Here is a 12,085-nt window from a genome sequence, read left to right on the forward strand (position 1 = left end):
GTTGGGGTGCGTGCATCGCAAGGCGGAGGAGGGAGCCCAATGCAGCGCATTGGCGACCGACGACAACGCGGCGAGGTGCGTGCCCCGGCGTCGCGCGCCCGGCGGGAATGGTCAGACACACCCTAGGGTGGGCCGGTGCCGGGTGCTAGTCGTGCGTCGCGACGCAGGGCGTCGAGGGCGGTCGACGTGGCGGTCGGTGTGGCGGTCGAACGACAAGGGAGCAGGGACATGCGCGAACTCACCTATGGCGACATCGAAGCCGCCGGGGAGCGGATCGCCGGGCACGTTCGCCCGGTCGCCCTGGCGGCGGTCGAGGAGCGTACGGAGCCCGGTGAGCTGTGGCTGGCGCTGGAGTTCATGCAGCACACCGGGTCGTTCAAGGCCCGTGGTGCGCAGAACTTCCTCCGGGCCCACGGGGAGGCCGGCACCCTGCCCGACGCGGGGGTGACCATCGCCTCCGGCGGGAACGCCGGGCTGGCGTGTGCCTGGGCGGCCCGGCAGCTGGGCGTGCGGGCGACGGTGTTCGTGCCGGCCACGGCGCCGGCGGTGAAGGTGTCCAAGCTGCGCGGCTACGGCGCCGACGTGCGGCTGGTGGGTTCGGAGTACGCGGAGGCCCAGGCGGCCTGCGCGGAGTTCGCGGCGGTCGGCGGTGCGCTCGCGGCGCACGCCTACGACCACCCGCTGATCGCGGCCGGGGCGGGCACGCTGCTGGAGGAGATCCGGGACCGGATCCCGGGCCTGGACACCGTGGTGGTCGCGGTCGGCGGCGGCGGGCTGTTCGCGGGGGTCGCCACCGCCGCACGGGAGCACGGCGTGCGGACGGTCGCGGTGGAGCCGGGGAACTCCCGGGCGCTGAACGCCGCGCTGGCGGCGGGCCGTCCGGTCGACGTGCCGGTGGACTCGGTCGCCGCGGACTCGCTCGGGGCCCGGCGGGTCTCGGCCACGGCGTTGGGTGTCGCCCAACTGGGCGGCGTCCGGAGTCTGTTGGTGCCGGACGAGGAGATCGTCGGCGCGCGCCGTGCCCTGTGGGACGACCGCCGGGTGGCCGTCGAGCACGGCGCCGCCACCGCCCTCGCGGCGCTGGGCGGCCAGGCGGGCGGCTACCGGCCCGAGCCCGGCGAGAAGGTCTGCGTGGTGCTGTGCGGGGCCAACACCGATCCGTCGGACCTGGTCACGACCCCGGACGCCGGGCCCGGTGCTGAGGGTCGCTGAGGGGCTCCGAGGTGGGTGAGGACGGCGAGGACGCGCCGGTCGCCGCTGTCCTCGGGCGGGAGGTCGAGTTTCAGGAAGATGTTCCCGACGTGCTTGTGCACGGCCCGCTCGGTGACCACGAGGCGAGCGGCGATCTCGGAGTTGCCGTACCCCTGGGCCATCAGCGCGAGGACCTCGCGTTCGCGCTCGGTGAGCCGGGACAGCGGGTCGGTGGGTGTCGCGAGCAGCTGCCGGACCACGTCCGGGTCCAGCGCCGTGCCGCCGGCCGCGACCCGGTGGAGCGCGTCGAGGAAGTCGTCGACGCGGGCGACCCGGTCCTTGAGCAGGTAGCCGACGCCGGTGCCGTCGGCGAGCAGCTCCCGGGCGTAGGTGTCCTCGACGTACTGGGAGAGCACGAGGATCGGCAGCCCGGGGACGCGCTCCCGGGCGTGCAGCGCGGCCCTGATGCCCTCGTCGGTGAAGGAGGGCGGGAGCCGGACGTCCACCACGGCCACGTCCGGCCGGTGGGTGACGGCGGCCGTCAGGAAGGACGCGGCGTCCCCGGTGGTGGCGAGCACCTGGTTCCCCAGGGCCTCCAGCAGCGCGGTGAGTCCCTGCGCGAGCAGCGCGTTGTCCTCGGCGATCACGATGCGCACGGGCACTCCACGGTGATCACGGTGGGGCCGCCGGCCGGGCTCCGGACCAGCAGGACGCCGTCGACGGCCTCGACGCGCTGCCGGATGCCGCGCAGTCCGGTTCCGCGTGGTCCGGCGGTGCGTGGTCCGGTTCCGCGTGGTCCGGCGGTGCGTGGTCCGGTGCCGTGCGGTCCGGCTCCGCGCGGCCCGGTGCCGTCGTCGGGCCCGGCCTCGGCCGCGCCGCCCCGGCCGTCGTCGGTGATCTCCGCCCGCAGGGTGACGCCCGTCCTGGCCAGGGTGACGGTCACGGCGCCGGCGTCGGCGTGCTTGGCCGCGTTGGTGAGCGCCTCGGTGACGGCGAAGTACACGGCGACCTCGATCTGGGCCGGTACGTCCCCGAGTTCACCGACCTCCACGGTGGCGGGCACCGGGCAGCGGGCGACGACCGCCGAGACCGCGCCGGCCAGGCCCCGGTCGGCGAGGACCGGCGGGTAGACGGACCGCAGCACGTCGCGCAGTTCGGCCATCGCCTCCTCGGCGCCCTCCCGGGCCCGGGTCAGCAGCGGGCCCACCGCGGCGGGGTCGGAGCCGAGCGTCCGTTCGGCGAGCCCGAGTTGCATGGCGAGGGTGACCAGCCGGGCCTGGGTGCCGTCGTGCAGGTCCCGCTCGATGCGGCGCAGCTCGTCGCCGTGCGCGGCGATCGCTCCGGTACGGGTCCGGTCCAGCGTGGACACGCGCTCGGCGAGGACCGCGGCGGCCGAGGGGGCGAGCAGCCACCGGCTCAGCGCGGCCGCCGTCCTGGCGAGCAGGGGCGGGCCGAACAGGGCGAGCAGCGCGCTCAGCAGGAACTGGGGGACCCCGGCGTAGAGCGCGGACCCCCAGCTGTCGACCGGGACGTTGAGGAGCGGCCTGATCGGATCGTCGGCCGGGAACAGCCACCACAGGCCGACGAGCGCGAGCACGGCGGCCGGGAACAGGAACAGCGCCGTGCCGAGCAGCCCGAGCGCGGTGCCGACGACCGCCATGACGGCCGCCCAGCGCAGGTCACGGCCGGTCGCCGGATCGGAGAGGACCGCCCCCAGGCGCCTGCGCGGGTGCGGTCCGGCCGGTGCCGGAGGGTTCGCCGTCCACCGCCCCAGGAGGGCGCGTTCGCCGTCGGCGAGCCACCGCAGCAGCCGGAGTTCGGGCGGCAGGACGAGCAGGCCCACGCCGACCAGGCAGAGCGCCGCCGAGTACAGGAGGACGGGCACCAGTACGAGCAGGGCCAGCCCCCGGGCGAACACGGCAGCGCAGTACCCGGCGGCACGGGCCGAGCGCGCCGCGCCCGCCCGCGACGCCCGCGTCATCGAAGTGTCGTTCACGGCGGCCAGTCTCCCCTCCTCGGGCTCCCGACGCAGTGGAGCGTGCTACACCATCGGTCGACGCGCCTGCACGATCGTCCCGGCCCCCTGGCGGTTCGTAGCGTCACGGCCATGAAACGAACGAACACCTCGGACGGCTCGCGCTCCGAGCTGGTGCTGTTCCTGACGATCAGTTTCGTCGGCGCCTGGATCACCATGGTCCCGCTCTGGCTGGACGGCCTCCGCCGGACGAGCGCCGCGCAGGGGACGCCACGGCTGGCGGCGGTGTGCATGGTCCTGATGATGCTGGTGCCGGCCCTGACCGCCTTCGGCCTCACCGTGCGCGGCCGGGGCCCGCGCCAGGCCCTGCGGCTGCTCGGGCTCGCCCGGTCCACTCCCTGGCGGCACGAACTCCGTTCCGTGGCCGTCGCTTTGACGATCCCGCTCGGCCTCACCGCGGCCGGGCTGACCGTCGCCACGCTCACCGGCTGGTACGCCCCCGCGCACCTGCCCGGGCCCGGCACGGTCGTGCCGCTGGTGCTGAGCGCGCTGGTGTCCGTACCGCTGTACTTCGGCGAGGAACTCGGCTGGCAGGGCTACCTGTTGCCCCGGTTGCTGCCGTACGGTCGGGCCCGCGGCCTGCTGGTCGGCGGCGCGATCTGGGGAGCCTGGCACGTCCCGATGACGGCGCTCGGCGGGAGCTACCCCGGCCATTCGGTGCTGCTGGGCATACCCGTCGCCGTGGTGACGGCCATGCTGCTGGGTACGGTCATCGCCGCCATTTGCTTGTCCACCGGGTCGGTGTGGGCGGCCGTCGCGGCGCACCTGTCGCTCAACGAGTTCACGCTGCCGCTGACCCGCGAGGTCTCGGGCCGCATCGTCGACCCGCTGCTGGCCGGCCCGTTGAGCATTTCGACCTGGCCGGTGACCGGCCTCGTGGTGCTGGTCGGCTGGCTGCTCCACCGGCGGAGTGCCGGCCGGGGCCCGGCGCTGCGGAACGGGCAACTCCGTTGATCGGCACGGTGCGTTGCGACATGATCGGGGTCCGCCCGATTCGCTGGAGGTACGACGACGTGGCACCGACCGACGAGGCACGGACCGACGAGGCAGGGACCGGCGTGGCACGGACCGACGTGGGATGGTCCGAGCGGCTGGTGTCGCATGACGGTGTCCGGCTCGTCTGCCGGGACTGGGCCGGGCCGGGCCGGCCCGTCGTGCTGCTGCACGGGCTGGCCGGGCACGCGGGTGAATGGGACGCGGTGGCAGCGGAGTTGAGCACCCGCCACCGGGTCGTCGCGGTCGACCAGCGCGGACACGGCGCGAGCGAGCGCCGCCCGCCGGAGGTCTCCCGTGCCGCCTACGTCGCCGATGTGGTGGCCGTCGTCGAGCAGTTGGGGCTGCGACGGCCGGTCCTGGCCGGGCAGTCGCTCGGCGGGCACACGGCCATGCTGACCGCCGCCGCGCACCCCGGACTCGTCGGCGGGCTGGTACTCGTCGAGGCCGGCCCGGGCGGGCCCGACCCGGACGTGGCCGGGGAGGTCGGCGACTGGCTCGACTCCTGGCCGACGCCCTTCCCCGCCCGCGAGGCGGCCGTCGAGTTCCTCGGCGGCGGGCCGGTCGGCGCGGGCTGGGCGGCCGGGCTGGAGGAACGCGACGGCGGCTGGTGGCCGCGCTTCGACCGGGACGTGATGGTGGACTCGCTGACGGAGCTCACCCAGCGGTCCTTCCTGGCGGAGTGGGCGCGGATCGCCTGCCCCACGCTGGTCGTCCTGGGCCAGTCCGGGTTCGTCCCGGCGGCGGAGGCCGATGAGATGCTCCGGCAGGGCCCCGCCACCATGGCCGTCAGCATCCCCGGCACCGGGCACGACCTGCACCTGGAGCGGCCGGAGGCGCTGCACGCCGCACTCGCGGCCTTCCTCGCCGGGATCACCGACTGAGCGGGTCGGTGCCCGCTGGCCCGGTGCCCGCCGTCCCGGGCGGTGGCGTCCCGGGGGGTGGTGTCCGGGCCGGAGCGGGCTCCGCCCGCGGGGACGCCTCCGGCCCGAACCGGTGCCGGTAGGCCGACGGCGAGATGCCCGTCTCCCGGCGCACCAGCACCCGCAGGTTGGCGGCCGTGCCCAGTCCGCTGCGGCGCGCGACCACCTCCATCCGGGACTCGCCCCGCTCGATCAGCCGGCAGGCCAGGGCCACCCGTTCCCCGGTGAGCCAGGCCAGCGGCGTGGTGCCCAACTGGGCGCGGAACCGGCGGTGCAGCGTGGCCGGGCTGACCGCCGCGCGCACCGCCAGGTCGGCGACGGTGAGCGGTGCGTCCAGCCGTTCCTGCGCCCAGGCCAGCAGCGGCGCCAGCGACTCGTCCGTCCGCTCGGGCACCGGCCGTTCCACGAACTGCCGCTGCCCGCCGTCGCGGTGGGCCGCGAAGACCAGCCGACGGCTCACCGCGTTGGCGATCTCGGCACCGTGGTCGCGGCGCACCACGTGCAGGCCCAGGTCGAGCGCGGCCGCGCTGCCCGCGGCCGTCAGGATGTCGCCGTCGTCCACGAACAGCACGTCCGGTTCGAGCCGGACGGACGGGAAGCGGGCCCGGAAGTCGTCCGCCCACTGCCAGTGCGCGGTGGCCCGCCGCCCGTCCAGGACCCCGGCCTCGGCCATCGTGAAGGCGCCGCTGCAGAACCCGACCAGCCGCGCGCCCCGCGCGTGCGCCCGCCGGACGGCCTCCAGTACGGCGGGGCGGCGCGGCACCTCGACGTCGGGCCGGTTCGGGACGATCAGGGTGTCCGCCGTGTCGGCCGCCTCCAGGCCGGCGACCCCGGTGAGGGTGAAGAACCCGTCCCGCATCAGTGTGCTGGGCTCGGGGGAGCAGAGCCGGAAGTCGTACAGCTCGCGGCCGACCTCCGGCCTGCGCAGACCGAACACCTCGGTGGCGCAGCCGAGTTCGAAGGGGTTCGAGTTGGCGTCGACGATCACGACCACCCGGTGCGGGCCGGCCGTCGAGGGGTGCGGCTGCTGCGGTGGTTGCGGCTGCGAGGATCCTTGCGACATGTGCCATGTCTAGCACTCACGCCGGGCGGGCGGGCCGGCCCAGGATGGGCGCATGAGCAACCGACCCATCGCCCTCGGCCAGGCCCTGGCCTCCTTCGACGCCCTGTGGAGCCCCCGCATCGTCACCCGCGTCAACGACTACGACGTCCGGATCGCCAAGGTCCACGGCGAACACGTCTGGCACGCCCACGACGACACCGACGAGTTCTTCCTCGTCCTCGACGGCGAACTCCGCATCTCCCTGCGCGAACCCGCCGGCGAACGCACCGTGCTGCTCCCGAAGGGCTCCGTCTTCACCGTCCCGCGCGGCACCGAGCACAAGCCGTCCGCCCCGGACGGCGCCGCGATCCTGATGTTCGAACCCACCGGCACCCCCACGGTCGGCGACCGCCACGACCCCGTCCCGGCCCACGTCGACGCGACCACCGGCCACGCCCTGGACACCTGACGACCGGAGCCAGGGCGCCGGGAGGGCACGGGTAGCGTCGGGAGCATGACTGAACCCAGTGACTGGACCTACGTGGTGACGGACATCGAGGTGGACGGCCCGTGGGCCGGCGCCAACTCGATGCGGTCCTTCGCCTCCGTCGCCACGACGACGGACGGGCGGACCTTCGGCGAGTTCGAGGCCGTCCTCGAACCGCTCCCCGGGGCTGCGCCGAACCCGCGGACCAAGGAGTGGTTCGACTCCGAGCCGGGCACCTGGGAGGCCGCGACCGTGGACCCGCAGCCGGTCGCCCAGGTGATGGCCGGCTACGTGGAGTGGGTCCGGTCACTGCCCGGGCCGCGGGCCTTCGCCGCCGCGCCGGTCTCCTTCGACGGGACGTGGATCGACTACTACCTGCGCCGGTTCACCCCGTACGGACTGCACCAGGGGCCGTACGAGGAGGACCGCCTCTTCCACGGCCCGGCGCTGTGCCTGCGCACCTACACGGCGGCCCTGACCGGCCGCCCGCCGGCGGACCTGGCCTCGCCGAAGCTGCCGCCGCACTGGCTGGGCGACGTCCCGCACACCCACAAGGCCATCGACGACGCCCGCGGCTTCGCCCACCTGCTGCACTTCCTCACCCGCACCACGGGCACTCCGGCGCTGCGCCTGGAGGCGTGAGCCGCACCCGCATGCGGGGTGGCCGAAATGATTGGCGTGAACCTGACACAGAAGTTCGGGTGATCTTCACTCCTCGCGCACCTCCGGCTGGTTGTGTGGTGCCCACAGCCTGCCCGGGCACGGATGGCCCGGGCAGCACGAAGGAAAGGCACTGTTCATGCGACGCATCGCAACGGCGGTCACCGGCCTGCTCGCGGCCGGCGCGGCCACGGTGATCCTCACCACCGGCACCGCCCAGGCCCTCACCACGGACGCGACGCAGCTCGGCTCGGTCCACCTGACCAGGACCGACGCCGCCGGCAACACCACCTCGGCGGACCTGTCCTGTACCGCCGTGCAGTCCGGCGCCGGCTTAACCGTCACCGGCACCGGCACGGTCGCCGACCCGACCGCCGCCTGCAGCGAACTGGCCGGCGTCAACGGCGACTTCGCCAAGCTGCTGGTCCACCCGACCTGGCTGCCCACGGCCCAGCAGGCCCCGGTCACCGCCACCGCCCAGGGCAACTGGGGCGCCACCGCCGTCACCTGGTCGCACACCTACGCCAACGGCAGCACGCTGACCAAGTACACCGGGGACGTCTTCGGCTTCTGAGCTCGGATGTGACACCTGCCCACGGCGTGGCAGCGCCCCTCCCCCTGGACTTCGTCGGTCCGGGGGAGGGGCGCTGTCACGTCAGCCGGGGAGGCGGTCGTGGAGGAGGAAGGTCGTGAGCGGGTCGCGGACGAGGGGGTCGGTGAAGTCGACGCCGTGGCCGGTCGCGTCGACCGTCACCATGGCGGCGCGGTGGCCGAAGGCCGCGTGGGTCCGGCGGGCTCCGGAGTACGGGGTGGAGGGGTCGTAGCGGTTCTGGAGCATCAGGATGTCGCGCGGCCCGTCGGCGTTCGGGCGGACCTGCGGCTCCTCGGGGCGGTAGTGCCAGAAGGCGCACGGCCAGACGTTGCCGGACATGCCGGCGGTCAAGGGGTGGCGCCGCCGGTCGGCGGCGGTGCGCGCGGCGTAGCCGGCGGGGTCGCGCGGCCAGGCGGAGTCGCCGCAGATCACCGCGTCCTGGGCGGCGACGAAGTTGTCCGGGATGACGGTGGGGAGCGGGTTGCCGCCGGAGCCGCCGGAGCCGCCGTCCGACACCGAGGTCGACCGGGTGGCGGCCCGCTCCAGGACGGCGGCGGCCAGCGGGTAGTAGCGCGGGTTGTTCAGTGAGGAGTAGGTGACGGCCCGCAGCTTGACGCCGTCCAGCACCCGGCCGTCCGACAGGACGAGGGGGTCGCGGTCGAGTTCGGCGGCGAGCCGCAGGTAGCTCGCCCGGACGGCGCCGGGGGTGGCGCCCAGGTGGAGGGCCGCGTCGCGGTCGGCGAGATAGCGGGCCAGGGCCGGGAAGGCGTCCTCGGTGCCCTCGCTGAACAGGCCGATCGCCTGCTGCTCGCCGCCGGGGGCCACGGTGCTGTCCAGGACCACGTGGTCGGCGCCGGCGGGGAACAGGCTGGCGTAGACCTGGCCCAGGTAGGTGGCGTAGGAGGTGCCCAGGTAGGAGATCCGGCGCTGCCCGAGCGCGGCCCGGATCCGGTCCAGGTCGCGGGCCGAGTTGGCGGTGGTGATGTCGGCGAGGTACGGGCCGGCGGCGGCCGCGCAGGTGTCGGCGATCCGGCGGGCGTAGGCCAGGTTGGCGGTGATCGAGCCGTCGGGCGCCGGGAACGGGTAGTTGAGCTGGGCGGCGCGGTCGGTGGCCGGCAGGTCGCAGTGCACCGGCGTGCTGTTGCCGACGCCCCGCTCGTCGAAGCCGATCAGGTCGTAGGAGCGCAGGGCCTCGGGTGGCAGGAAGCCGACGGCCGCCCCGGGGTAGTCGAGGCCGGAGCCGCCCGGGCCGCCGGGGACCACGACGAGGTCGCCGCGCCGGTGGGCCGGGTCGGCGGTGCGGATCCGGGAGACGGTGAGCGTGATGCTGCCGGAACCGGGGTGCCCGTAGTCGCGGGGGACGCGCGGCGTCGCGCACTGCTGGCGCGGGTCGCGCGGGAACGGCGTGCCGTTGGCGTTCGGGGTCGGCGCCGGGCAGGCGCCCCAGGAGAGGGCGGCGGGTGCGGCTTCGGCCGGCGAGGGCGCGACGGCGGTCGGCAGGAGGGCCAGGGAGAGCAACAGGCCGCCGGCGGGGGCCGTGCGGCGCGTGAACGCGGTCATGCCTTCGACGGTAGGCCGGTGGGCGGCGAGGGGCCTCGGACGTCGGGTGGAGGCGTCGGGTGGAGACGTTGAGCGGAGCCGGGTGGAGAGCCAACCGCCGCTCTCCACCCGGCGGTTGAGCGGGACCTACCGGCGGAAGGCGGCGGGGGTCGGGCCGTTCGGGCGGACGGTGATGCTGTAGGCCGCCCCGGTCGGGCGGGAGCGGAACTCCAGGGGGCCGAGGGGGAGCAGGAGGTCCAGCAGGGCGGTGGTCTCCCGGAGGGCGAACTGGGTGCCCAGGCAGGCGCGGGCGCCGAGGCCGAAGGGGAGGTAGGCGCCGAGCTGGGCGGGACGGGCGCCGTCGGGGGCGAAGCGGGCGGGGTCGAAGCGCTCCGGGTCCGGCCACAGGGCCGGGTCGCGGTGGGTGAGGTAGGGGCAGACCAGCACGTCCGTCCCGGCGGCGATGCGGTGGCCGGCGAGCACGTCGTCCTCGACGGCGTGCCGGGGGAGCAGCCAGGCGGAGGGGTAGAGCCGGAGGGTCTCGCTGGCCAGGGCGTGGGGGTCGGCCTGCCGGGCCCCGGGGTTGTCGTCGAGCAGCAGGAACAGCCAGGTGAGCGTGGTGGCGGTGGTCTCGTGGCCCGCGACCAGCAGGGTGACCAGCTCGTCGCGGATCAACCGGTCGGTGTACTCGGGGTGTTGGTCGGCGGCGTCGAGCAGGACGCGCAGCACCCCCGGCTCCGGGAGGTCGGCGGCGCCGCGGGCCGCGTCGATCGCGGCCTGGGCGACGGCGTCGATCCGGGCGAGGTCCTCGGCGACGGTGTCCCGGGCGTCGGCGGCGTTGGTCGGCAGTGTCGGCATCGCGGCCACCACCCGTTCCACCGAGCGCAGTTCGGCGTCCGTGCGGTCGTCGAGCGGCAGCCCGGTGAGCGCCCGCCAGACGGTGTCCAGGGCGAAGCCGCGCATCTCCTCGGCCACGTCGAAGGTCTCCCCGCTGCGCCGGTACCCCTCCCAGCGTGTGGCGGTGCGGCGTGCGGCGGCGGCGATCCGCTGCTCGTAGCGGCGCATCCCGGTTCCCGTGAACTGCGACTGCAACAGCCGCCGTTGCCGCTTCCAGGCCTCCCCGGTGGCGGACAGCACGCCGTCGCCGACCAGCATCCGGGCCCGGTGCGAACGCTTCACGTACCGGTCGGGGTGGCGTCCCAGCACGTGCTGCACCGCGGCCGGATCGGTCACCAGCACGGTGGGCGTCGGCCCGAGCCGGAACGCGGCGATCCCGCCGACGCCGCGCTGCGCCCGCGCGAGCAGGTCGACCAGTTCCGCCTCCTCCGCCCGCCACTCCTCGACGGCCTCGGGGGTCAGTTCCGGCACGGGCACGGTGTCCGTGGTCACCAGGTTCTCCTCGACTCGGCCGACGAAGGGCAGGGCGGTTCCGCCCCGGCGCCCGACTCTACGTCAGCCGCGTCGCCACGCGGTGACACCCGGTCACTTCGCCGACCGGTCCGCTCACTGGTCGGTCGGCTCCTCCCAGTAGTCCAGAGCGGGCAGGCGTATCCAGACGTCGGCGGGCCCGGTGACGGCTCGGGCGTCGGTGGGGTGCAGGCCGGCGAAGGCACAGGCGTAGGCGATCGCCTTGTAGTGGTAGAGGTACCCGGTGAGGACCTCCTCGGGGGTGTGACCGGGGAGGGGCCCGCCGCCGGGGTGGAGGTCCCAGTCCTCCGTGACGCCGTCGCGGTGGATGCCGCCCTGGTTCCCGCTCTTGGGATTGGCGTACATGCCGTAGCCGAAGGTGCCGGCCGTCAGCCGGGCCATGACGCCCGGGGTGGACGGGGTGTAGCCCCAGGGCTGGGTGACGATGCAGCCGCCGGGCACGGTCGTGACGCCGACCAGGAGCAGGCTGTCGTCCTGGTCGTGGTCGTACGGGTCGTCGAGGAAGTCCGCCATGAACTCCTCGCCCACCGGCTCGCCGGAGAGCCGCCGGACCGCCTCGGCGGCGTCGATGCCGGCCACGCAGGCGAGGCCGGTGCCCCCGTAGTGGAAGTCGCCGAGGTTCGCGAGGAGTCGGCGGGCGTTCCGGGCGGTGGCCTGCTCGGCCGCCGTCAGCCCGGGCTCCCCGGCCGGGACGGGGAACAGGTCGGGGACCGGACCGGCCAGCGCGAGCCGACCGGGCGACCAGCCGCCGAGCTGGGGGCGCCAGGGATCGGCCCCGGCGGCGGCCAGGGCGCGGGCGTTGTCCGGCCGGCCGGCGAGGACGGCCTCCCACAGCGCCGTGGTCCCGTCCTGCGGCGCGTCCACGTCCGCCACCCGGGCGGCGAGTTCGGTGATCACCTCGGGGGACCCGTAGGACGCGGCCCGGTGCAGGGGCCGCTGGCCGAAGCCCCAGTCCTCCGGGTCGGCGCCCGTGGCGAGGCGCGCGCGGATCTCCTCGGCGTCCCGCCAGCTGTCCCAGGTCACACCCGTCCAGCCCTTCATCGTGCCTCCTGTGCCCTGTGTCCGTGCGTCCGGTTGTCGGCGGCCACTCTGTCCGGTGGCTGCCGGTTGCTGCTCCGTACACGGAAGCACACGGGTCCGACAATGCAGCAGGCCGGGCCCCAACCCCCGGCCCGCCCCCGCCCCGCCCGCGGAC

12 protein-coding genes are annotated in these 12,085 nt (G+C 75.1%); 6 read left to right on the forward strand and 6 right to left on the reverse strand.

Annotation, left to right across the window (positions count from 1 at the left end; translation table 11 throughout):
• Positions 1-228 precede the first annotated feature (228 nt).
• Positions 229-1,212 (forward strand): serine/threonine dehydratase, encoded by a 984-nt coding sequence (locus ACFY2K_RS40805; protein ID WP_387717782.1) that lies wholly within the window; start codon positions 229-231, stop codon positions 1,210-1,212.
• Here ACFY2K_RS40805 and ACFY2K_RS40810 read toward each other — a convergent pair.
• Both ACFY2K_RS40810 and ACFY2K_RS40815 read right to left on the reverse strand, forming a co-directional pair.
• A complete protein-coding gene (locus ACFY2K_RS40810) occupies positions 1,101-1,847 on the reverse strand; it encodes a LuxR C-terminal-related transcriptional regulator (RefSeq protein WP_380526387.1) in 747 nt (248 codons plus the stop codon). The two genes, ACFY2K_RS40805 and ACFY2K_RS40810, sit on opposite strands and share 112 nt — an antisense overlap.
• Positions 1,835-3,187 (reverse strand): sensor histidine kinase, encoded by a 1,353-nt coding sequence (locus ACFY2K_RS40815; RefSeq protein WP_387717785.1) that lies wholly within the window; start codon positions 3,185-3,187, stop codon positions 1,835-1,837. The genes ACFY2K_RS40810 and ACFY2K_RS40815 overlap by 13 nt, the downstream gene beginning before the upstream one ends.
• 111 nt (positions 3,188-3,298) lie before the next feature.
• Between ACFY2K_RS40815 and ACFY2K_RS40820 the strand changes: the two genes are divergently transcribed.
• Together ACFY2K_RS40820 and ACFY2K_RS40825 are read left to right on the forward strand one after the other, a co-directional pair.
• The gene (locus tag ACFY2K_RS40820) at positions 3,299-4,180 is read left to right on the forward strand and encodes a CPBP family intramembrane glutamic endopeptidase (protein WP_387717788.1); all 882 of its coding nucleotides are present in this window, start codon (positions 3,299-3,301) and stop codon (positions 4,178-4,180) included.
• A 119-nt stretch (positions 4,181-4,299) separates the two neighbouring features.
• Positions 4,300-5,103: an alpha/beta fold hydrolase gene (locus ACFY2K_RS40825; RefSeq protein ID WP_387717814.1), complete on the forward strand. Its 804-nt coding sequence runs from the start codon at positions 4,300-4,302 to the stop codon at positions 5,101-5,103.
• On the opposite strand, the gene ACFY2K_RS40830 is transcribed toward ACFY2K_RS40825, so the two are convergent.
• A complete protein-coding gene (locus ACFY2K_RS40830; protein WP_380640508.1) occupies positions 5,093-6,205 on the reverse strand; it encodes a GlxA family transcriptional regulator in 1,113 nt (370 codons plus the stop codon). The two genes, ACFY2K_RS40825 and ACFY2K_RS40830, sit on opposite strands and share 11 nt — an antisense overlap.
• Before the next feature lie 52 nt (positions 6,206-6,257).
• On the opposite strand from ACFY2K_RS40830, the gene ACFY2K_RS40835 reads away from it, so the two are divergent.
• From ACFY2K_RS40835 to ACFY2K_RS40845, 3 genes are all read left to right on the forward strand, one after another.
• Positions 6,258-6,653 (forward strand): cupin domain-containing protein, encoded by a 396-nt coding sequence (locus ACFY2K_RS40835; RefSeq protein ID WP_380526381.1) that lies wholly within the window; start codon positions 6,258-6,260, stop codon positions 6,651-6,653.
• Between the two features lie 45 nt (positions 6,654-6,698).
• On the forward strand, positions 6,699-7,313 hold the full coding sequence (locus ACFY2K_RS40840; RefSeq protein WP_387717792.1) for a hypothetical protein: 615 nt from the start codon (positions 6,699-6,701) through the stop codon (positions 7,311-7,313).
• A gap of 157 nt (positions 7,314-7,470) precedes the next feature.
• The gene (locus tag ACFY2K_RS40845; protein ID WP_380529269.1) at positions 7,471-7,905 is read left to right on the forward strand and encodes an SSI family serine proteinase inhibitor; all 435 of its coding nucleotides are present in this window, start codon (positions 7,471-7,473) and stop codon (positions 7,903-7,905) included.
• 81 nt (positions 7,906-7,986) lie between these two features.
• On the opposite strand, the gene ACFY2K_RS40850 is transcribed toward ACFY2K_RS40845, so the two are convergent.
• The 3 genes from ACFY2K_RS40850 to ACFY2K_RS40860 form a co-directional block, all read right to left on the reverse strand.
• On the reverse strand, positions 7,987-9,483 hold the full coding sequence (locus ACFY2K_RS40850) for an alpha/beta hydrolase (RefSeq protein WP_387717795.1): 1,497 nt from the start codon (positions 9,481-9,483) through the stop codon (positions 7,987-7,989).
• A 126-nt stretch (positions 9,484-9,609) separates the two neighbouring features.
• Positions 9,610-10,854 carry a cytochrome P450 gene (locus ACFY2K_RS40855; RefSeq protein WP_387717817.1) on the reverse strand — a complete coding sequence of 415 codons (1,245 nt, stop codon included), beginning with the start codon at positions 10,852-10,854 and terminating at the stop codon, positions 9,610-9,612.
• 111 nt (positions 10,855-10,965) lie between these two features.
• Complete coding sequence (locus ACFY2K_RS40860) at positions 10,966-11,931, reverse strand: ankyrin repeat domain-containing protein (RefSeq protein ID WP_387717798.1); 966 nt, start codon at positions 11,929-11,931, stop codon at positions 10,966-10,968.
• Positions 11,932-12,085 lie beyond the last annotated feature (154 nt).

The organism is Kitasatospora sp. NPDC001309, from assembly GCF_042896295.1.
Lineage (GTDB): Bacteria > Actinomycetota > Actinomycetes > Streptomycetales > Streptomycetaceae > Kitasatospora.

Coding starts and splice junctions, on each gene's coding strand:
- ACFY2K_RS40805 (WP_387717782.1), top strand. CDS start 229: ATGCGCGAACTCACCTATGGCGACATCGAAGCCGCCGGGGAGCGGATC.
- ACFY2K_RS40820 (WP_387717788.1), top strand. CDS start 3,299: ATGAAACGAACGAACACCTCGGACGGCTCGCGCTCCGAGCTGGTGCTG.
- ACFY2K_RS40830 (WP_380640508.1), bottom strand. CDS start 6,205: ATGTCGCAAGGATCCTCGCAGCCGCAACCACCGCAGCAGCCGCACCCC.
- ACFY2K_RS40835 (WP_380526381.1), top strand. CDS start 6,258: ATGAGCAACCGACCCATCGCCCTCGGCCAGGCCCTGGCCTCCTTCGAC.
- ACFY2K_RS40840 (WP_387717792.1), top strand. CDS start 6,699: ATGACTGAACCCAGTGACTGGACCTACGTGGTGACGGACATCGAGGTG.
- ACFY2K_RS40845 (WP_380529269.1), top strand. CDS start 7,471: ATGCGACGCATCGCAACGGCGGTCACCGGCCTGCTCGCGGCCGGCGCG.
- ACFY2K_RS40850 (WP_387717795.1), bottom strand. CDS start 9,483: ATGACCGCGTTCACGCGCCGCACGGCCCCCGCCGGCGGCCTGTTGCTC.
- ACFY2K_RS40860 (WP_387717798.1), bottom strand. CDS start 11,931: ATGAAGGGCTGGACGGGTGTGACCTGGGACAGCTGGCGGGACGCCGAG.